Source organism: Labrys sp. Lb11, from assembly GCF_057554225.1.
Window position 1 is genome coordinate 782,293 of the sequence record NZ_BAAJOT010000001.1, and the last position, 21,822, is coordinate 804,114.

Consider the following 21,822-nt stretch of genomic DNA (forward strand, 5'->3'; position numbering starts at 1 on the left):
GGCGTCGCTCGCGCCGCATCCGTGGTTCCGCAGGTCGTGATGTCGGGCAGGGGTGTGCGGGCCGAAGCCCGGGCTGCACGAGCCGGGTTCGACGCGGAATGAGTTATGTTTGACAACATCGACATCCTGCAGCAGCGCATCGCTGCCGAAGACGAGCGTCACGCCGCGCTCGACCATCTGCTGCACGCCTGGGAGGAAGCGATCCTCGACGGGATCGATGGGGCATGTGTTGCCCATGCCGCCCTGTTCACGGCGTTCAAGGAGCTGGTTGCGACCTATGGCGAGGAACAGGTCGCCGAATTCGCCCAGAAGCTGCCGGAGCGAGTGCGCAGCGGCGAGTTCACCTTGCGCGGCATCGCGCAGTAGGGCCGGGTTTCGGCCGGTTTCCGGAATCGGCCGATCCCTATATCCCTTGCCACGGAGGGCGTCGGCCTTCCGCGGATAGAAGGAATTGGTCATGGCCAGGCGCGCGCTTGTCGTCGTCGATATCCAGAATGATTATTTCCCCGGTGGGAAATGGCCGCTGAGCGGTGTCGAGGCCGCGGCAGACAATGCGGCCAGGTTGATCGCGGCGGCGCGCGAGGCCGGTGAACTCATCGTGCACATTCGCCACGAATTTCCGACCGATGATGCGCCCTTCTTCGCGCCGGGCTCGGACGGGGCCCGGATCCACGCCAAGGTGCTGAACCGTCCCGGGGAGCCGGTGGTGCTCAAGCACCAGGTCAACGCTTTCCATGAGACGGATCTCGGCCAGGTGCTCGATGCCCATCGCATTGAGGAGGTCGCGGTGGTCGGCAACATGAGCCACATGTGTGTCGATGCCGCCGCCCGCGCCGCGTCCGATCTCGGCTACAAGGTCACCGTCGTCCACGACGCCTGCGCCACGCGCGACCTGGAGTTCGACGGCATACAGGTGCCGGCCGCCCAGGTGCATGCGGCGTTCATGGCCGCTCTCGGCGCCGGCTATGCCGCCATGCGCTCGACGGAGGACTATCTCGGGACTGCCGGCTGACGTCGCGAAAGGGGGGCGTGGCGGGAATGCCACGCCCTGACGGATTGGCTGTCGCGGCCTCGCAAGTGCCCAACTGTGCCGCTAATGTCCCGGCCGTTCCGCTGCTTCGAGTGGTCTGCCGCCATGATCCGTCGCGCCGCCCTGTCCGCCGCCCTGGCGATGCTGTTGTCCTGCCCCGTCCTTGCCGCGGGCGACATCAATTCACAGCCATTGCCCGCACCCGCCGGCGAGGCTTCGCCGCCTGTTCCGGCCCAGCCGAATCCGCCGGCCGCCGCGGCGCCCCAGGCTCCAGCCGCGGATGCCGACGATCAGGCGGACGACAAGGGTACGCCGCAGGTCTTCTACGGCGAGGACGGCCTGCCCGACAAAGTCAAGGAGATGCGCCGGCGCATCATTGCCGCAGCCAAGACCGGTGACATCGAGGCGCTGCGCCCGGTGCTCGAGTCGAACGAGATGCCCCCGTCCCTGTCGGGCGGGGACAGCGACGATCCGATCGCGACGCTCAAGCTCCTCTCCGGCGACGGCCAGGGCCGCGAGATCCTCGCCATCCTCGTCGACGTCATGGAGTCGGGCTATGCGCATGTCGATGTCGGCACGCCGCAGGAAATGTATGTCTGGCCCTATTTCGCCCGCTACAAGCTCGACAAGCTGACCGGCCCGCAGATGGTGGAACTGTTCCGCCTCATCACTGCCGGCGACTTCCAGGACATGCAGGACAAGGGCGTCTACTCCTTCTATCGCGTCGGCATCGGTCCTGACGGCACCTGGCACTATTTCGAGGACGGCGACTGAAGGGATCGGTTCGGCTCCTGCTCGCGCTCCGGACGGTTTGCCTTGGCCCAGGACGATCTCGGCCGTACCGTTCGGATTTCGTGATCGGAGTCTGAGGGCTCCCAACCGAGGCAAACTACCGGCTTCGGAGCCATCCCGGTTCAGCGGCAAGACGCTTGCCCTCGGGGCGGGAAGCGCGGAGCTTCCTGACGGAGGATTGGGTTGCCTGGCGTTCGGCCATCGCTCGGCGACGGTGGAAAGGGATTGTCGGCGAGCCGCGGCTCATCCCGCCATCAGCGTGCCGACATGCGCGGCGGTCGAGCCGGCCAGTGCCGCCAGGTCGTAGCCGCCTTCCAGCACCGAGACGAGGCGGCCGCGGGCGGTCCGTTCCGCCAGGTCCATGAGCCGCTCCGTCGCCCAGGCATAGTCGGTCTCGACGAAGTTGAGATTGGCCAGCGGGTCGCGCCGGTGGGCGTCGAAGCCGGCGGAGACGATGACGAGGTCCGGCGAGAAGGCGAGAAGCCGCGGCAGGATCACGCTTTCCATGGCCTCGCGAAACGCCTCGCCGCCGTCGCCCGCCCTGAGCGGTGCGTTGACGATGGTCCCTGCCTCGCCGGTTTCCTGCCGCGCTCCGGTGCCGGGATAGAGCGGCATCTCATGGGTCGAGGCGTACATGACGCTCGGGTCCGCCCAGAAGATCGCCTGCGTGCCGTTGCCGTGATGCACGTCGAAATCCATGATCGCCACGCGGGCCGCGCCATGGGCGGCCTGGGCATGGCGGGCTGCGATCGCGGCGTTGTTGAAGAAGCAGAAGCCCATCGCCCGGTCCGGCTCGGCATGGTGGCCGGGCGGGCGCGAGGCGCAGAAGGCGTTCCGCGCGCGGCCCGCCATCACCGTGTCCACGGCGAGCATGGCCCCGCCCGCTCCCCGCAGGGCAGCGGCGAATGTGCCCGGCGACATCGAGGTGTCGGCATCGATTGCGGCGAAACCTTCGTCGTCATGCGGGTTCAGCACCCGCAGCGCCTCGACATAGGACCGGGGATGGCAGCGGACGATCGCATCGACCGGCGCCTCCGGCGCTTCCAGCCGCACCAGTTCGTCAAAGGCGGGGTCGGCCAGCGTCTGCTCCACCGCCAGGATGCGGTCGACCCGTTCGGGATGGCCGCGCGGCGTCTCGTGGAGGGCAAAGGCGGGATGGGAAACCAGGAGCGTGGTCATGCCGGTATCCTGCGAAGGGTGAAAGTCTCGGCCGCCCCGCTCCGGCGGGTTCCGCGGTCCCGCCAAAACGCATCCGCGCGGTGCCCGCGGCTCCGCCCCTCACTCCATCGGCTCGCCCAGGACCACGCCCGGCGGCGGCACGCTGTCGTCGGGAACGAAGAAATCCGGTGCCAGCGTCTGGCTCGGATCGGCCCGATAAGGCTCGAAATCGATAACGCCTTCACCTGCCAGAAATGTGTCGTCGATGAGGAAGTTCCCCGAGAAGGCCACCGGTTTCTGGAAGATGCGCCAGGCGGCGTCGGCGATGATCTCGGGCTTGCGCGAGCGGCGCATCAGCGCGTCGCCCCCCAGGATGTTCCTGATCGCGGCGGTGGCGATGGTGGTGCGCGGCCACAGCGCGTTGACCGCCACCTTGCCGCGCAGTTCGCCGGCGAGACCCAGCACCACCAGACTCATGCCGAACTTGGCCATGGAATAGGCGGTGTGCGGCGCGAACCATTTCTCCTTCATGTCGAGCGGCGGCGACAGCATCAGGATATGCGGATTGGCGGCCTTCAGCAGATAGGGAATCGCCAGCTTCGACACCAGGAAGGTGCCGCGGGCATTGATCTGGTGCATCAGGTCGAACCGCTTCATCTCGGTATCGACCGCCTTGGTCATCTGGATGGCGGAGGCGTTGTTGACGACGATGTCGATGCCTCCGAAGGTCTCGGCCGCCGTCTCCAGCGCCGCCTGGACGCTGGCCTCGTCGCGCACGTCGACGACCAGCGGCAGCGCCTTCCCGCCCGCCCGCTCGATCGCCTCGGCCGCCGAATAGATCGTGCCCTCGAGCTTGGGGTGCGGCGTTTCCGTCTTGGCGGCCACGGCGATGTTCGCCCCGTCCCCGGCTGCCTTGAGGGCGATGGCAAGGCCGATGCCGCGCGAGGCGCCGGTGATGAACAGGGTCTTCTTGGCAAGCGACATGAGCAATCCTGAACGATGGAGACCGGTCCGGCCCGAGCGTGGTCGGCCTGTCCGGCCATGCTGGCCCTGCCGGGCCGGACAGCATGGCCCTCAGCTTCGCGCAACTTCGTCCGCGACGCCATAGTGTTGCGCCATGGCCGGAGCCGGTGCTCCCAGGCGAAATCGGGACGCGGGTCTTGCGGCTTCCTTTCCGGCCGGGACCCGCCCAAGAGCAGAGAGTCCGGGAAGCATCGCCGGGCGGCCGCGAAATGCCGGCCTCGGCAGCCTCTCTTGGCTCTCGCCACGATTGATTTTGCGTTTTCAACGCAAAATCAACGCTGTTCAGGCTTGCGAGAGCAAGCAGGCTCGCGAGAACCTCTCAGCCGACCCCGAAGCCTGTTCCGATGGCGTCGGAGCCTTCCATCACGCCCGCCGCCAGCCCGGTGGCGCCCGAGGCGATCTGGCCGGCGAAGAAGCGGGCGGTGTCGATCCGCAGCGCATGGGCCGGGTCGCTCGCCCCGTCCGCCAGCGCCACCGCGGCGGCATGGGCTTCCTTGGCCAACGCCACGCCGCCGGCCGCCACGGCGAACAGCCTGAGATAGGGCGTTGCGCTCGCCAGCGCGTCGGTCGGGCGCTTGACCGCGTCAAGCATCCATTCCGTGGCCCCGTCCAGTGCATCCACCGCGGCGGCCAGAGGCCGCAGAATGCCGGCCTGGATATGGTTCGAGCGGGCGATCGTCGCGAGCGACTGGCGCAACTCGCCGATGACGGCGCGGACGACGGCGCCGTCCTCCATCGGCAGCTTGCGCATGGCGAGGTCGATCGCCTGGATGCCGTTCGTGCCCTCATAGATCGCGGTGATCCGGGCGTCGCGCATGTGCTGGGCCGCGCCGGTCTCCTCGATGAAGCCCGTGCCGCCATGCACCTGCACGCCGAGCGAGGCGACCTCGTTGGCGATATCGGTGGAGAAGGCCTTGGCGACCGGGGTCAGCAGCGAGGCTCGCGCCAGCGCTGCCTTGCGGGCGGCCTCGTCCGCGCCCTTGTGCGAACGATCGAGCGCCTCGGCCACCTGGTAGCACAGGCCTCGCGCCGCCACGGTCTTGGCGCGCATCTCCAGGAGCATGCGCCTGACGTCGGGATGCAGCACGATCGGGCTCATGCCCTCGTCCGTCCAGCCCGGCGCCTTGCCCTGGCGCCGCTCGCGGGCGTAGGCCAGGGCCTGCTGGTAGGCCGCTTCCGCCACGGCCACGCCCTGCAGGCCGACCTGGAGGCGGGCGTTGTTCATCATCGTGAACATGCAGGCCAGGCCCTTGTTCTCCTCGCCGACCAGCCAGGCCGTGGCGCCGCCCTTGTCGCCGAACACCATGGTGCAGGTGGGCGAGCCGTGGATGCCGAGCTTGTGCTCGATGCCGCCGCAGACGACGTCGTTGCGCGCGCCGAGGCTGCCGTCTTCGTTCACCAGGACTTTCGGCGCCAGGAACAGCGAGAGGCCGCGTGTGCCGGCCGGCGCGTCCGGCAGGCGGGCGAGCACGAGATGGACGATGTTGTCCGTCATGTCGTGCTCGCCATAGGTGATGAAGATCTTGCTGCCGAAGAGCCTGTAGGTTCCGTCCTCCTGGCGCTCGGCCCGCGTCCGCAACGCCGCCAGATCGGAGCCGGCCTGCGGCTCGGTCAGGTTCATTGTTCCCGTCCATTGGCCGGAGACGAGCTTCTCCAGATAGATCTTCCTGAGTTCCGGCGAGGCATGCGCGGTCAACGCCTCCACGGCCCCCATGGTCAGGAGCGGCGCCAGCCCGAAGGCGAGCGAGGCGGCATTCCACATCTCGATGCAGGCGGAGTTGAGCAGCACCGGCAGGCCCTGGCCGCCGAAGTCGGGCGAGGCGGGCAGGGCGTTCCAGCCGCCGGCGCTCCAGTCCTTGTAGGCTTCGCGCCAGCCGGGCGGCGTGGCGACGCCGCCATCCGAGAACTGCGCCCCGGACGTGTCGCCGACGCGGCGCAGCGGCGCGAGCTTGTCGGTAGCGAACCGCCCCGCCTCCTCCAGGACGCTGTCGACCGTGTCGGGGCTGGCGTCGGGGAACAGGCCCTCGCTCGCCAGGGCGTCGATGCCGGCGACGTGGCGCAGGGTGAAGGCGATGTCGGCGATGGGCGCGCGGTAGCTCATGCGGGTCCTGTGAGTCGTCGGGCGAAGGATCGGCGCGACCTTGGCCGAATGTGTGCGCCGGGGCAATCGCCGCGCATGCCGGCGCGGCGGGGCCGGATTCCCCCGGCAACGGCGATCCGGTATATCGCTCGCACGCTATCCCCCGGTCCTGCGCGCCCGCCCATGACGTTCCTCGTTCTCTTCCATGTCGGCAACGCTGTGGCGCTGTTCGCCTTCCTGTTCCGCGACCAGTTCCATCTGCGGATGGTGGTGATCGTCAGCATGCTGCTGCAGGCAGCTTACTACACGTTCGTTCCGGGCGGGCCGCAATATGATCCGCTGTTCTGGAAGGTGATGACGGTCCTTCTCAACGTCGCCATGATCGCGCTGCTGTTCCGTGACCGGCTCGGCTATGGCATCGATGCCGAGATCCGGCCCTTGTTCGACGCCATCCGCGTGCTCACGCCGGGGCAGTTCCGCCGCCTGGTCAAGGACGCCGAGCGGGTCGGGGGGCCGCGCGCCATCCTCGCCCAGGGCGAAAGGCCGGATGCGCTCTATTATCTCCTGTCCGGAGAGGCTGAGGTCGCAAAGGACGGGCGCGTCATCACCGTCGCGCCCGGCACCTTCCTGGGCGAGATCGGCTTTCTCACCGGAGGCAGCGCGACGGCGACCGTCACGCTGAGGCCCGGCGCCCGGGCGCTGGCCTGGCGCACCGACGGGCTGCGCGAGGCGCTGGCGCGGGACAAGGCCGGCGACATCGCGCTGCGCGGCCTGTTGAACCACGACCTAGCCGCCAAGACCGCCCGCAGCCGCCTGCCGCGCCCGATCGACGCATCGGCCCCTTGACGCGAGGGCCGGGCAGGCGCAATGGCGCGGCATGACGCATGACAGGGCCGATCCGGCAGGGCCCGAGACGCCGACCCTCCACCTCGATGCCTCGCCTGCATCCATCGCTCGCGCCGCCGCCATCCTGCGCGAGGGCGGCCTCGTCGCCTTTCCGACCGAGACGGTCTACGGTCTTGGCGCTGATGCCACGAATGGCCGCGCCGTCGCCGGCATCTATGCCGCCAAGGGCCGCCCCAGCTTCAATCCGCTGATCGCGCATGTCACCGGCCTGACCGAGGCCGAGCGCCACGGGCTGTTCTCAGCCGACGCCGAGAAGCTGGCGCGCGCCTTCTGGCCCGGACCGCTCACCCTGGTCGTGCCCCGGTTGGACACTTCCGGCGTCAGCGATATCGCCACGGCCGGGCTCGACAGCCTGGCTCTGCGCGTGCCGGCCCATCCCGTCGCCCGCGCCATCCTGGCCGCGGTCGGGCGGCCGGTCGCGGCGCCGTCGGCCAATCGGTCCGGCCATGTCAGCCCGACGCTCGCCGCCCATGTCGCCGCGGACCTGGACGGGCGCATCGGTGCCATCGTCGACGGCGGCGCCACGCATGTCGGGGTCGAGTCGACCATTCTCGCCTGCCTCGATGGTCGCATCGCCCTGCTGCGGCCCGGCGGCGTGACGCGGGCCGCGATCGAAGCCGTGCTCGGCCACCCGCTCGCCGAGGGGCCGGAAGGCGCGGCGGAGGAGACGGACGACGCGCCGCTGGCGCCCGGCATGCTCGCCTCGCATTATGCCCCGCGGGCACGGGTTCGCCTCGATGCGCGGGAACTGCATGCGGGGGAAGCCTGGCTCGGTTTCGGGGCTGCCCGGCCGGTCGGCGCGCGCCCCGTCGCGGAGGGCAATCTCAGCCCCTCCGGCGACCTCGCCGAGGCGGCCGCCAACCTGTTCGGCCTGCTGCGCGAGCTCGATCGCAGCGGTGCTGCCGTCATCGCCGTCGCTGCGATTCCGGCCGAAGGCCTGGGCGAAGCGATCCGCGACCGGCTGGCGCGGGCGGCGGCGGGACGATAGCGTTGCCGCCGGCTCGTCGAGATCATGATTTTTCTTGAACAAAACAAGAACATTGTTATGGTTGCCGTAGAAGCAACCGAAAGGACGACACCATGAACCGCTTGCGCACCGCCTGTCTCCTCGTCCCCTTGCTCGTCCTGGCCGGTCCTGTCGAGGCGGCGGGGGACGGCGGGTGCGCGGCGTTCAAATGGTCGCTCGCGCGGGAGCAGGACTGGTTCTCGGCTGCGCCCGCGGCCTCCTCGGGCGGCAGCCTGCCGAAACCCGAAGGCGCGCTGGCGCTGGCGCTGCAGCCCGTCGGCGCGGTGTCCTTCAACCCTGCGCCCGAACGCAAGCCGGCGCAAGGCACGTTCGGCGCCGTCGTCACGGTCGCGGCGATCGAGCGCGACGGCCTCTACCAGGTGACGCTGTCGGACGAGGCCTGGATCGACGTCGTGCAGGGCGGAGCGGCGATCAGGTTCGACAGCTTCAGCGGCCAGAAGAACTGCCCCGGCCTGCGCAAGAGCGTGCGCTTCAACCTCAAGGCCGGCCCGGCGACCCTGCAGATCAGCGGGTCGAAGGCCCGGCAGATCAACCTCGCCATCGCTCCGGCGAGCTGAGGGCGACTTCAGGCTCCGGGCCGGCGGCCGCATCGACAGGCCGTCGCCGGCGGGATAGGGTGCCGATCCCCACCGGAGACGGCTCCACCCGACAGGATTGCCCGGCGCGAGCGCCGAGGTTCCGGCCGTTCCGCATGTCCGATGCGGGGACGGCTGCCGCGACGTCGGCCGTCTCCCAGCCATGGCGAGGACCGATGTCTCAGGCGCTCTGGACGAAAGTCGACACCTATTTCTGCGATCTGTTCCTGGCGCCGGACGCTGCGCTCGCAGCGGCCCTGCGCGACAGCGACGCCGCCGGCCTGCCGGCGATCGCCGTCTCCCCGAACCAGGGCAAGCTTCTGATGCTGCTGGCGCAGATCCAGGGCGCGCGCCGCATCCTGGAGATCGGCACTCTCGGCGGCTACAGCACGATCTGGCTCGCCCGCGCGCTTCCGGCCGACGGCCGGCTGGTGTCGCTGGAGGCGGTTCCGGCCCATGTCGAGGTGGCGCGGGCCAACATAGCCCGGGCCGGTCTCGGCGATCTCGTCGAGGTGCGCACCGGCAAGGCACTGGACACTCTGCCCGAGATCGAGGCCGAGGGGCTCGGCCCGTTCGACCTGATCTTCATCGACGCCGACAAGCCCAACAATCCCGGCTACCTCGCCTGGGCGTTGAAGCTGTCGCGCCGGGGCAGCCTGATCGTTGCCGACAACGTCGTGCGCGACGGCGCCGTGCTCGACGCCGACAGCCGCGATGCCGGCGTCCAGGGCATCCGGCGCTTCAACGAGTTGCTGGCGGCCGAGCCGCGCGTCAGCGCCACCGCCTTCCAGACGGTCGGATCCAAGGGCTATGACGGCCTGGCGGTGGCGCGCGTCATTGCCGACGCTTGACCGGATGAGCGACCCGGCGTGCCGCCGGCCTCAGGCGGCACGCACGGGCGGGGGAAGGCCCTCGAGCTCGGCGTCCGTGAAGACGCGGCTGCGGGTGAGGAAACGCATGCCTTCCGGTGCTTCGGCCGAGAAGCCGGAGCCGCGGCCGGGCACGATGTCGACGATGAGCTGGGTGTGCCGCCAATATTCGAACTGGGCGGCGCCGATATAGAACGGGCAGCCGGCGACGTCGCCGAGCAGCACATCCTGCGGCCCGACCCGGAAATCACCGGCGGGATAGCACATCGGCGCCGAGCCGTCGCAGCAGCCGCCGGACTGGTGGAACAGCAGGGCGCCGTGCAGGGCCTTCAGGCGAGCGACCATCGCCGCCGCCTCGTCGGTGATCTCGACCCGGTTGACCATGATGGCGCCCCTGTGATGCGGCGGAGCCGGTCGGCGACCTCCGACCGGCGACGTCGGAAAAAGAGGGGCGCGGGGGGAGGGCCCGCGCCCCCGTGAGACGCTCAGAAGAAGCCGAGCGCCTTGGTCGAGTAGCTGACCAGGACGTTCTTGGTCTGCTGGTAGTGATCGAGCATCATCTTGTGATTCTCGCGCCCGATGCCGGACTGCTTGTAGCCGCCGAAGGTCGCATGGGCGGGATAGGCGTGGTAGCAGTTGGTCCACACGCGGCCGGCCTGGATGGCACGCCCGAAGCGGTAGGCGCGGTTGCCGTTGCGCGTCCACACGCCGGCGCCGAGGCCGTAGAGCGTGTCGTTGGCGATGGCGAGCGCTTCCTCGTCGTCCTTGAACGAGGTCACCGAGACAACCGGTCCGAAGATCTCCTCCTGGAAGATGCGCATCTTGTTGTGGCCGGCGAAGATCGTCGGCTCGACATAGTAGCCCCCGGCGAGCTCGCCGCCGAGCTCGGCCCGCTTGCCGCCGGTCAGCACCGCCGCGCCCTCCTGCCTGCCGATGTCGAGATAGGACAGGATCTTCTCCAACTGGTCGTTCGAGGCCTGGGCGCCGATCATGGTGGCGGGATCGAGCGGGTGGCCCTGCTTGATCTTCTGCGTGCGGGCGACGGCCCGCTCCATGAAGCGATCATAGATCGAGGCCTGGACCAGGACGCGGCTGGGGCAGGTGCAGACCTCGCCCTGGTTGAGGGCGAACATGGCGAAGCCTTCGAGCGCCTTGTCGAAATAATCGTCGTCGGCGTCGAGCACGTCGGCGAAGAAGATGTTCGGCGACTTGCCGCCGAGTTCCAGCGTCACCGGGATCAGGTTGTCGGACGCGTACTGCATGATCAGGCGCCCCGTCGTCGTCTCGCCGGTGAAGGCGATCTTGGCGATACGCTTGTTCTGGGCGAGCGGCTTGCCGGCCTCGATGCCGAAGCCGTTGACGATGTTGAGAACGCCCGGCGGCAGCAGGTCGGCGATGAGCTCGGCGACGACGAGGATGCCGAGCGGCGTCTGCTCGGCCGGCTTGAGGACGACGCAGTTGCCGGCGGCCAGGGCCGGGGCAAGCTTCCAGGTCGCCATCAAAATCGGGAAGTTCCAGGGGATGATCTGGCCGACCACTCCGAGCGGCTCGTGGTAGTGGTAGGCGACGGTGTCGTGGTCGATCTCGGAAATGCCGCCTTCCTGGGCGCGGACCACGCTGGCGAAGTAGCGCCAGTGATCCACCACCAGCGGCATGTCGGCATGGGTGGTCTCGCGGATCGGCTTGCCGTTGTCGAGCGTTTCGACCAGGGCGAGGAGCTCGAGATTGGCTTCCAGCCGGTCGGCGATCTTGCCGAGGATGCGCGAGCGCTCCTGCACCGAGGTCTTGCCCCAGGCGTCCTTGGCCTTGTGGGCGGCGTCGAGCGCGAGCTCGATGTCGGCGGCCGAGGAGCGCGGCACGGCGCACAGTTTCTTGCCGGTGACGGGGCTGGGATTGTCGAAATAGCGTCCCTCCACCGGGGCGACCCACCGGCCGCCGATGAAGTTGTCGTAGCGGTCGCGGATCAGAAGCTGCTTGGAGACCTTGTCGATGGCCTGCTGGAACATGGCGTTTCCCTTCGAGCGGAGTCGGAATTCTGCATGGCCGTGCCGGAGGCCGGCATTGGCAGGAAAAGCCACAGCAGCAATCGTGCCAGAGTGGATGTTTGACGGTGACGATATTGTGTTGCAGTGCGGTAAGTCGTTGCCTGGCCAGCGCATCCCTGGCACAGCGTTGAAGCCTTCCAAAGTGCAGGAAGAAATCGAGTGACAATTCGCAGTAGACGTCGGAGATCTGGCTGTGAGAAGATGATGGAAAGAACAACACTTGCCGCAACAGGTGTTGCAATTTGCAGCAGTTCGGGATGAGCCGGTGATGTCTCTGTCGATGACGGATTCTGTCGCGCTGGCGCGACGGCGCTTCTTCCAGGACGGCCAGCCGCCGGACGCGACCGTGGGCGCGTCGATCGCCCGGTCATGGCAGCGCTGTGCCGCGCTTGGTCTCGACGTCGCCGCCTTTCCGGCAATCGAGCCGATGACGGCCGGCGAATTGCGGCAGATCTCCTCCTCGCACGACCGGTTGCGCCATCTCTGCCGCCCGGAGCTGCAGGCCCTGCATCAGGAGGCGCAGGCCACCGGGGCTGTGGTGATCCTGACCGACCCCGGCGGGGTCGTGCTCGACACGCTCGGCAGCGTCGAGTTCGCCACCCGCGCCGCCCAGGTGGCGTTACGCCCCGGCGTGCAGTGGAGCGAGGACGGGACGGGCACCAACGCTATCGGCACCGCCCTCTATGAGCGGCGGCCGATCGAGGTGCGCGGTTCGGAGCACTATTTCGAGACCCACGCGATCCTGACCTGTGCGGCGGCGCCGATCTTCGATCCGCAGGGGCGGATCGCCGGCGCGCTCGACCTCTCCGGCCCATCCCCGGCCGACCATCGCTACGCCCTCGGCCTGGTGCGGCTGGCCGTCGACCAGATCGAGCACCGCTTCTTCGACGAGGGGTTCGGGGATGCCAAGGTCATCCGCTTCCACACCGACCCGGACCTGCTCGGCACGGTGCGCGAGGGCATCTTCGTGTTCCGCGATGGGCGGCTGGTCGCGGCCAATCGCCATGGACTCGGGCTGATGCACCTGGACTGGTCCGCCCTCAACGCCCGTGCGCTGGATGAATTGTTCGTGCATCTGCCGGAGGCCGCGGGCCGCACCGGCCGGTCGCGCGACCGCGGCGGCAAGCCGCTGTTCGCCCGGCTGACCCAGCCGATGCGGCTGGCCGGTCCGTCACGCCCGGCGCAGGCGGCGCGGCGCGAGGAACCGCCGCCGCCGTGGTTCGATGCCGCCGGCGAGACGATGCTCGCCAAGGCCCGGCGCCTCGTCGACGCCGAGGTGCCCTTGCTCCTGACCGGCGAGACCGGCACGGGCAAGGAGGTGTTCGCCCACCGGCTGCACGCCCTGAGCGCCCGGGCCGGCGGGCCGTTCGTGCCGGTCAACTGCGCCGCCCTGCCCGAAAGCCTGATCGAGGCGGAGCTGTTCGGCTATGCGGAAGGCGCCTTCACCGGCGCGCGGCGCCAGGGTGCTCGCGGGGTGATCCGCGAGGCCGACAAGGGCGTGCTCTTCCTCGACGAGATCGGCGACATGCCGCTTGCCCTGCAGGCGCGGCTGCTGCGCGTGCTGCAGGACCGGCAGGTGAAGCCGCTCGGCGGCGGCGCGGCTGTGACGGTCGATTTCGCCCTGGTCTGCGCCACCCACCGCGACCTCGCGGCCCTGGTCGCCGCCGGCACGTTCCGGCAGGATCTCTACTACCGCCTGGCGCAATATCCGTTCGCCATGCGGCCGCTGCGGACATTCGACGACCGCGAAGCGGTCATCTGCGAGATGGTGGCGCGGCACCTGCCCGGCCTGCGCCTCATGCCGGAGACGCAGGCCCTGCTCGCCGCCTATGACTGGCCGGGCAACTTCCGCGAGCTTGCCGGTACGCTGCGCGCCCTGTCGGCGCTGTGCGAGGCCGGGGGCTTGGTGTCGCCCGACATGCTGCCCTTGTCGATCCGGGCCCATGCGCCGGCGGCAGCGCCCGTGTCGCTCGACGCCATCGAGGTCGACGCCATGCGGCGCGCGCTCGACCGGCACGGCGGCAATGTCTCGCGCGCCGCCCGTTCGCTCGGCATCAACCGCAGCACGCTGTACCGGCGCCTGGGTCTGGGTTGAGGCCCGGCCAGGGTCATTTCTTGCCCTGGTTCATCGCCCAGAGCACGCCGAACGGGTCGCGCAGCTGCCCGTAGCGGTCGCCCCAGAACATGTCCTGCGGCGGCAGCACGGCCGTCGCGCCGGCCGCGACGGCCCTGGCGAAGGCCTCGTCGATATTGTCGACCATCAGCGTCAGGTTGAAGCCCTGGGGCGCCTGCAACGGGTGGCCGTGCTCGGGGTAGGCGTCGCTGAGCATCAGCGAGCTGCCGTTGACATGCAGGTGGATGTGCATGGTGCGGCCCTTGTCGTCGACCGGATGCGCGACGACCACCTTGGCCCCGAAGGCCTTCTCGTAGAACTCGGCTGCCCTGGTGGCGCCGTCGACCTGGAGATAGGGAACCAGGCCGCCCTTCACCTCGGCCTTGGCCTGTTGCGTCTCGCTCATGCTGGAAACTCCGTCGTGACAGGATTGAACTTCGGAAGGCGGGATCGGGACGGACTGCGGGTCTCGACCCGGGGTTGATCGTCCGGCCGCGACCGTGCCTGCCCCAAGGACGGCGCGGCCCGCCGCCCGCCGACAGGCCCGGAGAAAAAAATTCAAACGCTCTGGAGCCTGCGGGAGGCTGTCGTTATATTCGTATGAACATTCCGATTTGCCGCTCATTGTCTCGCGGCCCAGCCCAGCCCGCAAGGAGGAGTCCGATGTCGCACGATCTGCAGTTCTATATTGATGGAGCCTGGGTCGATCCCGTCGTCCCCAATACCCTGGATGTGATCGATCCGTCGAACGAGGATGCCTTCGCCCGCATCTCGCTCGGCTCCAAGGCAGACGTGGACAAGGCGGTGGCTGCCGCCAAGCGTGCCTTCGCCACGTTCGGCTTCACCAGCCCCGCCGAACGGCTGGCGCTGCTGGAGCGCATCGTCGAAGTCTACAAGAAGCGCAGCAAGGATCTGGCCCTCGCCGTCTCGCGCGAGATGGGCGCCCCCCGCCAGTTCGCCCTGGACAGCCAGGTCGGCATCGGCCTTGCCCATCTGCAGAAGATCGTCGAGGTGCTGAAGTCCTTCCAGTTCCAGCACGTCAAGGGCACGTCTCTGGTCGTCAAGGAGCCGATCGGCGTCGTCGGTCTGATCACGCCGTGGAACTGGCCGCTGAACCAGATCACCTGCAAGGTCGGCCCGGCGCTGGCGGCCGGCTGCACCATGGTGCTCAAGCCCAGCGAGATCGCGCCGCTCGATGCCATCATCTTCGCCGAGATCATGGACGAGGCCGGTGTGCCCAAGGGCGTGTTCAACCTCGTCAACGGCGACGGGCCGACGGTCGGCCAGGCGCTGGCCAGCCATCCCGACATCGACATGATGTCCTTCACCGGCTCGACGCGCGCCGGCATCCTGGTGGCCAAGGCGGCAGCCGACACCGTCAAGCGCGTGCACCAGGAACTGGGCGGCAAGTCCGCCAACATCCTGTTCCCGGACGTCGACTTCTCCGTGGCCGTCTCCAAGGGGGTCGCCGGCTGCTTCGGCAACAGCGGCCAGTCCTGCAATGCGCCGACCCGCATGTTCGTGCCGCGCGACCGTCACGACGAGGCGGCCGCCTATGCCAAGGCCGCGGCCGAGAAGTTCGTGGTCGGCGCGGCCGACGCTTCGGGCACCAATCTCGGCCCGGTGGTCAGCCAGATCCAGTACGACAAGATCCAGGGCCTGATCGAGAGCGGCATCGCCGAAGGCGCGACGCTGGTCACCGGCGGGCCGGGGCGTCCGGCCGACCTCAATCGCGGCTACTATGTCCGTCCCACGGTCTTCGCCGACGTGAAGCCGGAGATGCGCATCGCCCGCGAGGAGATCTTCGGGCCGGTCCTGTCGATCCTGCCCTATGACAGCGTCGAGCAGGCGATCGAGCGGGCCAACGACACCGTCTATGGCCTTGCCTCCTACATCCAGTCCAAGGACCTGCAGAAGGCGCGCGAAGCGGCGGCGCGGATGCGCACCGGCAACGTCCACATCAACTATCCCGCCTGGGACGCCGGCATGCCGTTCGGCGGCTACAGGCAGTCCGGCAACGGCCGCGAATACGCCGAGTACGGCCTGGAGGATTTCCTCGAGATCAAGGGCATCCTCGGCTACGAGGCGGCTTGATCCCGGCTCCGGCGAGGCCGTCTTCAGGTCCTGATCCCCGGGGCTCCCGGCCGGGAGCCCCGTCTTCGAGGGGCGGACATCCGGCATCAACCGCGACGATTGAAGGCAGCGATGATCGGACGCACCATGGAGAGGTTCCGAACTGGGAGAGCCCCATGTCGACACGCCTCACCATCCGCCTCGACTTCGACACGGATCGCCGCCTCGGCCCCGGCAAGATCGCCCTGCTCGAAGCCATCCGCCGGACGGGATCGATCTCGGCGGCGGGGCGGGAGTTCGGGATGGCCTATCGCCGGGCCTGGCTGCTCACCGACGAACTCAACCGCATGTTCGCCGAGCCGCTGGTGCAGACCCGCGGCGGCGGCAGGAATGGCGGGGGCGCGGCGCTGACTGACCTTGGCAACGAGATCGTCGCTCTGTACCGCGACGCCGAGAGCAAGATCCGCAGCGGCGCCTCGATCGAGATCGAGCGCCTCGAGCAGTGCCTCGCTCCGCCACCACCGCCCTGACGGGCTATCGTCGCAAGTGCGGGGCGTGTCCCCGCCGCAACACTCGAGGAGAGCATCATGAAGCTGAGCGCGCGCAACCAGATCAAGGGCACGATCAAGGCGGTCAACAAGGGCCAGACCACGGCGCATGTCCAGATCGAGATCAACGGCGCCGTCGTCACCGCCTCGATCACCAACGAGGCAGTCGACGAGCTGCAGCTCAAGGTTGGCCAGTCCGCCTACGCCGTCATCAAGGCGTCGGACGTGATGATCGCCGTTGACTGAGCCATGGTGCGGCTGAACGAGATCCGCGCCAACGAGGTGGCAGTCGAGCCGCCGGCGCCGACCGATGCCGGGCTCGTCTTCATCGGCCGCATCCATACGCCCTGGACGTCGCGGCTCGAGTGCCCGCGCCAGGGCCGGCTCGACGGCCCGACCTGCCGTATCGAGATCTTCGACCCCTGGGTCCCGGCTCTGGCCGGGATCGAGGCATTCGAGCGTCTGGAAGTGCTCTACTGGCTCGACCGGTCGCGTCGCGACCTGGTGCGCCAGAGCCCCGCTAATGACGGGGCGACGCGTGGCACCTTCGCGCTGCGCTCGCCGGTGCGGCCGAACCCGATCGGCACCTCGGTCGCGGCTCTCGTCGGAGTCGAGGGCGCCTCCGTGCTGGTCCGCGGCCTCGATTGCCTCGACGGCACCCCGCTCATCGACCTCAAGCCCGACCGCGTCCTGTTCACGCCGCTCGCCCCGCCGCAGCCGGGCGATTTCCAGGTCGGCGATGCGATGAAGAGCGGCTGAGCGGCGGCTTCCTTCAGGCGATGGCGCCTGCCGATCGCCGGTTTCTCCGGGGCGGTGCCGGCGGGGGCGGATCCTGTCCCTCGGCGAGGTCGTCGAGGATCGGGCAATGCGGGCGGCCGTCGCCGTGGCAGTGGGCGGCGAGGTGGCGCAGCGTCCGTGCCATCTGTTCCAGGGCCTTCATCTTCGCCTCCAGCTCGGCCACATGCTGCTGGGCGATGCGCTTGACGTCGGCGCTGGCGCGGGAGCGGTCGCTCCACAGCTTCAGCAGGTCCGCCATCTGCTCCACGGAAAAGCCCAGGTCGCGGGCGCGGCGGATGAAGCGCAGCGTGTGCACGTCGCTCGCGGAGTAGACGCGATAGCCTGCCTCCGTCCGGGCAGCCCCCGGCACCAGGCCGATGGACTCATAGTAGCGGATCATCTTGGCCGAGACGCCCGACGTCCTTGCCGCTTCGCCGATGTTCACTGCCGTTCTCCCTGTCGATGATATGGCTTGCCCGGCGTCACGCAGCGGCGAGCCGGCCGGTCGGAGACGGCGCCTCGGCACCGGCCTCGACCGGCGCCCGGAAACGCTTGAGCCGGAGGGCGTTGGCGAGCACGAACACGCTCGACATCGCCATGGCGCCGGCCGCCAGCATCGGCGACAGCAAGGTGCCGTCGAGGGGGTAGAGAACGCCGGCCGCCACCGGAATCAGGGCCGCGTTGTAGGCGAAGGCCCAGAACAGGTTCTGGCCGATATTGCGGATCGTCGCCTTCGACAGGGCGATGGCGTTGGCCACGCCGCGCAGATCCCCCGACATCAGCACGACGTCGGCGCTCTCGATGGCGATGTCGGTGCCCGTGCCGATGGCGATGCCGGTGTCGGCGGCGGCCAGGGCCGGGGCATCGTTGATGCCGTCGCCGACGAAGGCGACACGGGCGCCGCCGGCCGACAGCCGCCGGACCGCTTCGACCTTGCCGTCGGGCAGGACCTCCGCCACCACCTCGTCGATGCCGAGCCGGCGACCGATCGCCTCGGCGGTGCGACGGTTGTCGCCGGTGATCATCACGATCCGCAGCCCGAGCTCGCGCAATGCGGAGAGGGCCGCCGGCGTGCCGGCCTTGATCGGATCGGCGACCGCGATCACCGCGGCCAGCCGGCCGTCGACGGCGGCATAGAGCGGCGACTTGCCGTCATTGCCGAGGCGGAAGGCCGTCGCGGCGAAGGGGGAGGGATCGAGGCCGAGCCTGCGCATGAACCGGTCCGCTCCGACCGCGACCCGCCGCCCGCCGACGGTCCCGGCCACGCCGTAGCCCGGTGTCGCCTCGAAGCCGTCCACGATCGTCGGCTCGGCGCCGCGCCGGCGGGCCGCCGCGACGATCGCTTCGGCGACGGGATGCTCGGAGCGGGCCTCGACCGCGGCGACGAGGGCGAGGATCTGGTTTTCGTCGAAACCCTCGCCGACGACGAGATCGGTGAGGTCCGGCGCGCCGGCGGTGAGCGTGCCGGTCTTGTCGACGGCGATGACGGTGGCGTCGCGCAGCGTCTGCAGGGCGTCGCCCTTGCGGAACAGCACGCCCAGCTCGGCCGCCCGGCCGGTGCCCACCATGATCGAGGTCGGCGTGGCCAGGCCCATGGCGCAGGGGCAGGCGATGATGAGCACGGCGACGGCATTGACCAGGGCAAAGGTCAGGGCCGGGCTCGGCCCGAAGGCCAGCCAGGCGGCGAAGGTCAGCGCCGCCGCGGCGATGACCGCCGGCACGAACCAGGCGGTCACCCGGTCGACCAGGGCCTGGATCGGCAGTTTCGAGCCCTGCGCCGCCTCGACCATGCGGATGATCTGGGCGAGCAGCGTCTGCGCGCCGACCTTGGTGGCGCGGAAGGAGAAACTGCCGGTCTTGTTGATGGTGCCGCCGACCACCTCGGCGCCGACGCTCTTGGCCACGGGGATCGGCTCGCCGGTGATCATGGCCTCGTCGACGAAGGAGGTGCCTTCGATCACCGCGCCGTCGGCGGCGACCGTCTCGCCCGGTCGCACCACGACGACGTCGCCGACCTGGAGCTCCGCCACCGGCAACTCGACGGTCTCGGCGCCGCGCATGACCCGGGCGGTCCTGGCCTGCAGGCCGACCAGCTTGCGGATGGCCTCGCTGGTCTCGCCCTTGGCCCTGGCCTCCAGATAGCGGCCGAGCAGGATCAAAGTCACGATCACGGCCGCGGCCTCGTAATAGACGTTCGCGGTGCCCTCGGGCAGGGCGTCGGGCAGGAAGGTCGCCACCAGCGAGAAGGCCCAGGCCGCGCCCGAGCCGATGGCGACGAGCGCATTCATGTCCGGAGCGCCGCGCAGCAGCGCCGGAATGCCCTTGGCGAAGAAGCGCAGGCCCGGACCGAACAGCACCAGCGTGGTGAGGACGAACTGAGCATACCAGTTCCACCGGCCCAGCGTCATCGCCGTCCAGTGGTGGAAGGCGGGCACGAGATGGGCTCCCATCTCGACGATGAAGACGGGCAGGGTCAGCGCAGCCGCAAGAAAGAGACCGCGGCCGAGCGAACGCATCTCGGCGGCGCGGGCTTCGCGCTCGGCGTCCGGCGCAGCGTCGGCCGCGACCGGGCGAGCCTCGTAGCCGGCGGCTTCGACGGCACGCTCAAGCGCGCCCGGCTGCAGCGCGCCGGCGACGGCCGTGACGCTGGCACGGCCGGTCGCGAGGTTGACGCCGGCCTCGATCACGCCCGGCACCGCCTTCAGCGCCGTCTCGATGCGCCGGACACATGAGGCGCAGGTCATGCCTTCGATGGTCAGCTCGGTCGAGACACGCCGCGTCCCGTATCCCGCGGCTTCGATCGCCGCCACGACCGCATCGACATCAGGCTTGCCGGCAAAGGCGATGCCGGCCCGCTCGGTGGCGAGGTTCACCGTCGCCGAGGCGACGCCGGGTGTCGCCGCGATCGCCTGCTCGACGCGGCGCACGCAGGAGGCGCAGGTCATGCCCTCGATCGGGATCTGCATCTGCGGGACGGCTGCGGCAGAATGAGGCGGGTTCGGGCGGGTCGGCGCAGTCGTGATGGTCATCGGGCATATCCGTTCGGTTCGACTGCCCAGATGGTTAGACCTTCCCATGATGGGAAGGTCAAGCCCGGATCGTGATCGACGGAAACGGCTTGACCTTCCCATCATGGGAAGCCTCAGAAGTTGCGGGACGCCTGGGGCCGTAGGCCGCCGGGTCGAGGGCCGCCCGATGCGGCCGCGTGCATGAAGGAGATGAGCATGCCGACGTTGAAAGTGCCGGACATGACCTGCGGCCATTGTGCCGCGACGGTCGAGAAGGCGGTGAAGGGTATCGATCCGGCCGCAAGCGTGACGGTCGATCTCGGTGCGCGCACCGTGACCGTCGAGAGCAAGGCCGAACCCGCCGCGATCTCCGGCGCGATCCGGTCCGCAGGCTACGAGAACGAGCGGGCGGCCTGACGGTCCGCCTTCACTTGAAGCGCTCGCAGAAGGTCTGGGGCGACGCATCCGCCGGAGCGCGTCCCAGGGCATTCCACCAGGCATCGAGGCTCGGGCCATGCGGCCCGAGCTTGACCGCCAGGCCTTCGGTCATGTCGAGCCAGCCGGCGAACAGGGCCTCGGGCACCGCGATCACCACGGGGATGTCCCGATCGATCGCCGCGGCCAGGACGTCGAGCAACCCGCCGCCGGTCGCCTCCAGGGAGCCGTAGCGGTTGAGCACGAGCACGTCGGGCCGCCGCGCCAGGGCCTGCGTCAGCCGCGCGCCGATGCCTTGCAGGACGGTGCCGCAGGCCGCCACCGCGGCCTCCCGGCTCTGGCCGTCCTCGTCCGGGACCATGAGGAAGTCCGCCGCCCCGCCGAAGGGCGGGGCGCGGCGGCACTGCACGACTCCCAGGGCATCGTAGCCCCGCTCGATCTGGCGCCGGATGAAGCCGAGCAGCACGGTGTCCGGGTCGTCCAGCCGCCCATACACCATGGCGGCAACATCGCACTCGCCGTGGAAACGCGGTCGGGCAGGGGCGGCCATGGGCGGTCCTACGGCTTGGCCGGCTGCCCGATCGGGGCGAAGCCGAAGCTTTGCAGGGTGGCCTGTCCTTCCGGCGACAGGATCGCCAGGGCGAGCCCGGTCACGGCCGGCTTGTCGAGGCCGGTGACCGCCAGCCCGTATTCCGGCCCGGCGGCATAGGCGTCGGGCACCGTGATCGTCTCCAGGCCCGGCGTTTCCTTCAGGCGCTGGGCCGCGCCGCTGCAATAACCCATCATCACATCGATATCGCCGCGCTCGAAGGCGGAGGCGATCGGCCGGGGATTGGCCGGATCGGCAGCGGTGCTGCCCCCGACGATCTTCCGGGCCTTGGCGTCCAGCGTGGCGAAGGCGCCGGGACGGGCCTTGTCGATCAGGCGGAACATCGTCCAGGTATAGTCGCCGCCGGGATCGGCCTTCGGCGTCGAGGTGCCGAGCTTGACGGCGGGATCGAGCAGGCGCTCGGCGAAGGTCGCGGCCGTGAGCTTTGTCTCTGGCCTGGCGAAGGCACAGAGCCGGTTGCGTGTGAACATCACCACCGCCGCGGCCTTGCCGTCGCTGCGTAGCTTCAGGGCGTGGCCCATGTCGGCGGAGGCGAACAGATCGACCTTGTCCCCGGCTTCGATCTTGTCACGCATCAGGCCCGACGGGCCGAATGCCGTGCGGACGGCAATGCCGGTCCTGGCGGTGTAGTCGGAGGCGATCGCCGTCAGCACGTCCTTGAGGCTGCCGGCTCCATAGAGCACGACCTCCTCCGCCTGGGCTTGCGAAGCGCCGAGAATGAGGAGGAGGCCGGCGAGAACGCGTTTCATCGAT

The 21,822-nt window shown here is 69.4% G+C and carries 23 protein-coding genes; 13 read left to right on the forward strand and 10 right to left on the reverse strand.

Annotation, left to right across the window (positions count from 1 at the left end):
* Positions 1 to 105 precede the first annotated feature (105 nt).
* From AC27L4_RS03670 to AC27L4_RS03680, 3 genes are all read left to right on the forward strand, one after another.
* The gene (locus tag AC27L4_RS03670) at positions 106 to 366 is read left to right on the forward strand and encodes a hypothetical protein (protein WP_487140588.1); all 261 of its coding nucleotides are present in this window, start codon (positions 106 to 108) and stop codon (positions 364 to 366) included.
* A 91-nt stretch (positions 367 to 457) separates the two neighbouring features.
* The gene (locus tag AC27L4_RS03675) at positions 458 to 1,012 is read left to right on the forward strand and encodes a cysteine hydrolase family protein (RefSeq protein WP_487140589.1); all 555 of its coding nucleotides are present in this window, start codon (positions 458 to 460) and stop codon (positions 1,010 to 1,012) included.
* A gap of 123 nt (positions 1,013 to 1,135) precedes the next feature.
* Positions 1,136 to 1,804, forward strand: coding sequence for a hypothetical protein (locus AC27L4_RS03680; RefSeq protein WP_487140590.1), 669 nt, complete (start codon positions 1,136 to 1,138; stop codon positions 1,802 to 1,804).
* Between the two features lie 261 nt (positions 1,805 to 2,065).
* On the opposite strand, the gene AC27L4_RS03685 is transcribed toward AC27L4_RS03680, so the two are convergent.
* The 3 genes from AC27L4_RS03685 to AC27L4_RS03695 all read right to left on the reverse strand — a co-directional run bounded on the left by AC27L4_RS03685 (position 2,066) and on the right by AC27L4_RS03695 (position 6,104).
* On the reverse strand, positions 2,066 to 3,001 hold the full coding sequence (locus AC27L4_RS03685; RefSeq protein ID WP_487140591.1) for a histone deacetylase family protein: 936 nt from the start codon (positions 2,999 to 3,001) through the stop codon (positions 2,066 to 2,068).
* A 99-nt stretch (positions 3,002 to 3,100) separates the two neighbouring features.
* A complete protein-coding gene (locus tag AC27L4_RS03690) occupies positions 3,101 to 3,964 on the reverse strand; it encodes an SDR family oxidoreductase (RefSeq protein WP_487140592.1) in 864 nt (287 codons plus the stop codon).
* Positions 3,965 to 4,322: 358 nt separating this feature from the next.
* Positions 4,323 to 6,104 carry an acyl-CoA dehydrogenase gene (locus AC27L4_RS03695; RefSeq protein ID WP_487140593.1) on the reverse strand — a complete coding sequence of 594 codons (1,782 nt, stop codon included), beginning with the start codon at positions 6,102 to 6,104 and terminating at the stop codon, positions 4,323 to 4,325.
* A gap of 162 nt (positions 6,105 to 6,266) precedes the next feature.
* On the opposite strand from AC27L4_RS03695, the gene AC27L4_RS03700 reads away from it, so the two are divergent.
* The 4 genes from AC27L4_RS03700 (at position 6,267) to AC27L4_RS03715 (ending at position 9,442) form a co-directional block, all read left to right on the forward strand.
* Positions 6,267 to 6,929: a cyclic nucleotide-binding domain-containing protein gene (locus tag AC27L4_RS03700; RefSeq protein ID WP_487140594.1), complete on the forward strand. Its 663-nt coding sequence runs from the start codon at positions 6,267 to 6,269 to the stop codon at positions 6,927 to 6,929.
* 31 nt (positions 6,930 to 6,960) lie between these two features.
* Positions 6,961 to 7,977 (forward strand): L-threonylcarbamoyladenylate synthase, encoded by a 1,017-nt coding sequence (locus tag AC27L4_RS03705; RefSeq protein ID WP_487140595.1) that lies wholly within the window; start codon positions 6,961 to 6,963, stop codon positions 7,975 to 7,977.
* A gap of 92 nt (positions 7,978 to 8,069) precedes the next feature.
* A complete protein-coding gene (locus tag AC27L4_RS03710; protein ID WP_487140596.1) occupies positions 8,070 to 8,573 on the forward strand; it encodes a hypothetical protein in 504 nt (167 codons plus the stop codon).
* Positions 8,574 to 8,767: 194 nt separating this feature from the next.
* The gene (locus AC27L4_RS03715) at positions 8,768 to 9,442 is read left to right on the forward strand and encodes an O-methyltransferase (protein ID WP_487140597.1); all 675 of its coding nucleotides are present in this window, start codon (positions 8,768 to 8,770) and stop codon (positions 9,440 to 9,442) included.
* Positions 9,443 to 9,472: 30 nt separating this feature from the next.
* Here AC27L4_RS03715 and AC27L4_RS03720 read toward each other — a convergent pair whose 3' ends face one another.
* Together AC27L4_RS03720 and adh are read right to left on the reverse strand one after the other, a co-directional pair.
* Positions 9,473 to 9,844: a DUF779 domain-containing protein gene (locus AC27L4_RS03720; protein ID WP_487140598.1), complete on the reverse strand. Its 372-nt coding sequence runs from the start codon at positions 9,842 to 9,844 to the stop codon at positions 9,473 to 9,475.
* A gap of 101 nt (positions 9,845 to 9,945) precedes the next feature.
* The gene (gene adh, locus AC27L4_RS03725; RefSeq protein ID WP_487140599.1) at positions 9,946 to 11,466 is read right to left on the reverse strand and encodes an aldehyde dehydrogenase; all 1,521 of its coding nucleotides are present in this window, start codon (positions 11,464 to 11,466) and stop codon (positions 9,946 to 9,948) included.
* 319 nt (positions 11,467 to 11,785) lie between these two features.
* Between adh and AC27L4_RS03730 the strand changes: the two genes are divergently transcribed.
* Entirely contained in the window at positions 11,786 to 13,600 is a 1,815-nt protein-coding gene (locus tag AC27L4_RS03730; RefSeq protein ID WP_487140600.1) for a sigma-54-dependent Fis family transcriptional regulator, read from the forward strand.
* 13 nt (positions 13,601 to 13,613) lie between these two features.
* Here AC27L4_RS03730 and AC27L4_RS03735 read toward each other — a convergent pair whose 3' ends face one another.
* Positions 13,614 to 14,024, reverse strand: coding sequence for a VOC family protein (locus tag AC27L4_RS03735; RefSeq protein WP_487140601.1), 411 nt, complete (start codon positions 14,022 to 14,024; stop codon positions 13,614 to 13,616).
* 257 nt (positions 14,025 to 14,281) lie between these two features.
* On the opposite strand from AC27L4_RS03735, the gene AC27L4_RS03740 reads away from it, so the two are divergent.
* From AC27L4_RS03740 to tsaA, 4 genes are all read left to right on the forward strand, one after another.
* Positions 14,282 to 15,712 carry an aldehyde dehydrogenase family protein gene (locus tag AC27L4_RS03740; RefSeq protein WP_487140602.1) on the forward strand — a complete coding sequence of 477 codons (1,431 nt, stop codon included), beginning with the start codon at positions 14,282 to 14,284 and terminating at the stop codon, positions 15,710 to 15,712.
* A 155-nt stretch (positions 15,713 to 15,867) separates the two neighbouring features.
* Complete coding sequence (locus tag AC27L4_RS03745) at positions 15,868 to 16,221, forward strand: winged helix-turn-helix domain-containing protein (RefSeq protein WP_487140603.1); 354 nt, start codon at positions 15,868 to 15,870, stop codon at positions 16,219 to 16,221.
* A gap of 57 nt (positions 16,222 to 16,278) precedes the next feature.
* On the forward strand, positions 16,279 to 16,485 hold the full coding sequence (locus tag AC27L4_RS03750; RefSeq protein WP_487140604.1) for a TOBE domain-containing protein: 207 nt from the start codon (positions 16,279 to 16,281) through the stop codon (positions 16,483 to 16,485).
* 3 nt (positions 16,486 to 16,488) lie between these two features.
* Positions 16,489 to 16,998 carry a tRNA (N6-threonylcarbamoyladenosine(37)-N6)-methyltransferase TrmO gene (gene tsaA, locus AC27L4_RS03755; RefSeq protein ID WP_487140605.1) on the forward strand — a complete coding sequence of 170 codons (510 nt, stop codon included), beginning with the start codon at positions 16,489 to 16,491 and terminating at the stop codon, positions 16,996 to 16,998.
* A gap of 13 nt (positions 16,999 to 17,011) precedes the next feature.
* Here the strand turns inward: tsaA and cueR are convergent, their stop codons facing one another.
* Positions 17,012 to 17,461 carry a Cu(I)-responsive transcriptional regulator gene (cueR, locus tag AC27L4_RS03760; protein ID WP_487140606.1) on the reverse strand — a complete coding sequence of 150 codons (450 nt, stop codon included), beginning with the start codon at positions 17,459 to 17,461 and terminating at the stop codon, positions 17,012 to 17,014.
* 37 nt (positions 17,462 to 17,498) lie between these two features.
* Entirely contained in the window at positions 17,499 to 19,982 is a 2,484-nt protein-coding gene (locus AC27L4_RS03765) for a heavy metal translocating P-type ATPase (protein ID WP_487140971.1), read from the reverse strand.
* Between the two features lie 258 nt (positions 19,983 to 20,240).
* Between AC27L4_RS03765 and AC27L4_RS03770 the strand changes: the two genes are divergently transcribed.
* Positions 20,241 to 20,441 carry a heavy-metal-associated domain-containing protein gene (locus tag AC27L4_RS03770; protein WP_487140607.1) on the forward strand — a complete coding sequence of 67 codons (201 nt, stop codon included), beginning with the start codon at positions 20,241 to 20,243 and terminating at the stop codon, positions 20,439 to 20,441.
* Positions 20,442 to 20,451: 10 nt separating this feature from the next.
* Here AC27L4_RS03770 and AC27L4_RS03775 read toward each other — a convergent pair whose 3' ends face one another.
* Both AC27L4_RS03775 and AC27L4_RS03780 read right to left on the reverse strand, forming a co-directional pair.
* Positions 20,452 to 21,009, reverse strand: coding sequence for a DUF2478 domain-containing protein (locus AC27L4_RS03775; RefSeq protein WP_487140608.1), 558 nt, complete (start codon positions 21,007 to 21,009; stop codon positions 20,452 to 20,454).
* Positions 21,010 to 21,017: 8 nt separating this feature from the next.
* Positions 21,018 to 21,818 (reverse strand): extracellular solute-binding protein, encoded by an 801-nt coding sequence (locus tag AC27L4_RS03780; protein ID WP_487140609.1) that lies wholly within the window; start codon positions 21,816 to 21,818, stop codon positions 21,018 to 21,020.
* Positions 21,819 to 21,822 lie beyond the last annotated feature (4 nt).

Coding starts and splice junctions, on each gene's coding strand:
- AC27L4_RS03730 (WP_487140600.1), top strand. CDS start 11,786: ATGACGGATTCTGTCGCGCTGGCGCGACGGCGCTTCTTCCAGGACGGC.
- adh (WP_487140599.1), bottom strand. CDS start 11,466: ATGTTCCAGCAGGCCATCGACAAGGTCTCCAAGCAGCTTCTGATCCGC.
- AC27L4_RS03710 (WP_487140596.1), top strand. CDS start 8,070: ATGAACCGCTTGCGCACCGCCTGTCTCCTCGTCCCCTTGCTCGTCCTG.
- AC27L4_RS03750 (WP_487140604.1), top strand. CDS start 16,279: ATGAAGCTGAGCGCGCGCAACCAGATCAAGGGCACGATCAAGGCGGTC.
- AC27L4_RS03675 (WP_487140589.1), top strand. CDS start 458: ATGGCCAGGCGCGCGCTTGTCGTCGTCGATATCCAGAATGATTATTTC.
- AC27L4_RS03735 (WP_487140601.1), bottom strand. CDS start 14,024: ATGAGCGAGACGCAACAGGCCAAGGCCGAGGTGAAGGGCGGCCTGGTT.
- tsaA (WP_487140605.1), top strand. CDS start 16,489: ATGGTGCGGCTGAACGAGATCCGCGCCAACGAGGTGGCAGTCGAGCCG.
- AC27L4_RS03740 (WP_487140602.1), top strand. CDS start 14,282: ATGTCGCACGATCTGCAGTTCTATATTGATGGAGCCTGGGTCGATCCC.
- AC27L4_RS03720 (WP_487140598.1), bottom strand. CDS start 9,844: ATGGTCAACCGGGTCGAGATCACCGACGAGGCGGCGGCGATGGTCGCT.
- AC27L4_RS03695 (WP_487140593.1), bottom strand. CDS start 6,104: ATGAGCTACCGCGCGCCCATCGCCGACATCGCCTTCACCCTGCGCCAC.
- AC27L4_RS03700 (WP_487140594.1), top strand. CDS start 6,267: ATGACGTTCCTCGTTCTCTTCCATGTCGGCAACGCTGTGGCGCTGTTC.
- AC27L4_RS03680 (WP_487140590.1), top strand. CDS start 1,136: ATGATCCGTCGCGCCGCCCTGTCCGCCGCCCTGGCGATGCTGTTGTCC.
- AC27L4_RS03690 (WP_487140592.1), bottom strand. CDS start 3,964: ATGTCGCTTGCCAAGAAGACCCTGTTCATCACCGGCGCCTCGCGCGGC.
- AC27L4_RS03685 (WP_487140591.1), bottom strand. CDS start 3,001: ATGACCACGCTCCTGGTTTCCCATCCCGCCTTTGCCCTCCACGAGACG.
- AC27L4_RS03765 (WP_487140971.1), bottom strand. CDS start 19,982: ATGCAGATCCCGATCGAGGGCATGACCTGCGCCTCCTGCGTGCGCCGC.
- AC27L4_RS03770 (WP_487140607.1), top strand. CDS start 20,241: ATGCCGACGTTGAAAGTGCCGGACATGACCTGCGGCCATTGTGCCGCG.
- AC27L4_RS03775 (WP_487140608.1), bottom strand. CDS start 21,009: ATGGCCGCCCCTGCCCGACCGCGTTTCCACGGCGAGTGCGATGTTGCC.
- AC27L4_RS03670 (WP_487140588.1), top strand. CDS start 106: ATGTTTGACAACATCGACATCCTGCAGCAGCGCATCGCTGCCGAAGAC.
- AC27L4_RS03780 (WP_487140609.1), bottom strand. CDS start 21,818: ATGAAACGCGTTCTCGCCGGCCTCCTCCTCATTCTCGGCGCTTCGCAA.
- AC27L4_RS03745 (WP_487140603.1), top strand. CDS start 15,868: ATGTCGACACGCCTCACCATCCGCCTCGACTTCGACACGGATCGCCGC.
- AC27L4_RS03705 (WP_487140595.1), top strand. CDS start 6,961: ATGACGCATGACAGGGCCGATCCGGCAGGGCCCGAGACGCCGACCCTC.
- AC27L4_RS03715 (WP_487140597.1), top strand. CDS start 8,768: ATGTCTCAGGCGCTCTGGACGAAAGTCGACACCTATTTCTGCGATCTG.